The 683-nt window shown below is 66.2% G+C and carries 1 pseudogene; it reads right to left on the reverse strand.

Features of this window, described 5'->3' with window-relative positions:
- Positions 1–644 (reverse strand): annotated as a pseudogene (locus tag EN994_RS34125) (hypothetical protein); the annotation flags it as partial.
- Positions 645–683 lie beyond the last annotated feature (39 nt).

Consider the following 683-nt stretch of genomic DNA (forward strand, 5'->3'; position numbering starts at 1 on the left):
ACGATCAGATTGCGGTTGGTCACCGAAACCGTGCCGCCATTGCCGGCGCCGCCGGCACCGAGGGCGATCGCCGCGCCGATACCGACCGAAGTCTCGCCAGCATCGCCTGGGCCGACGATATCCTCTTTGGTCGAAGCCGAGCCGCCGCCGCCGCCACCGCCGCCGATGGACATGGCGAGGATGCCGACCGAGTTGAACCCGCTTGTGCGGATCTCGCCCGAATTATCGACTGCGACACCGACCTTGCCATCGAAACAAGTGGCATTGCCACCGGCGTCCGCGGCACAGGCGGCATCGTTGCCTTCGCCGCCATTGCCGCCGATGCTGACATTTGCGGTAACGCTCGTGCCGGCGGTGCCGCCGACGTGGAAGGCCTGCGTGTTTGTCGCACCGCCCATGCCGCCACCGCCGCCGATCGATTGGGCAACAATGCCGGACGAATAGTCGCCGTCGGTGGTCAAATTGGCGGAATTCGTAACATCCACGGCACCGGACTTGTTGCCTGTGCCACCCGCCCCGCCGACACCAACGTTGACGGCGACGTTGACGCCGTTTTCTGTACCGAGATCGGCCGTCGCGCCATTGGTCGCTCCGCCGTTGCCGCCGCCGCCGCCGATCGACTGGGCAACGATCGCGGCGCTCATGTCCCCACCCGTCTTGATCGTCATGGCGTTGTGAACGGC

The organism is Mesorhizobium sp. M7A.F.Ca.CA.002.09.1.1 (genome assembly GCF_003998555.1).
Lineage (GTDB): Bacteria > Pseudomonadota > Alphaproteobacteria > Rhizobiales > Rhizobiaceae > Mesorhizobium > Mesorhizobium ciceri.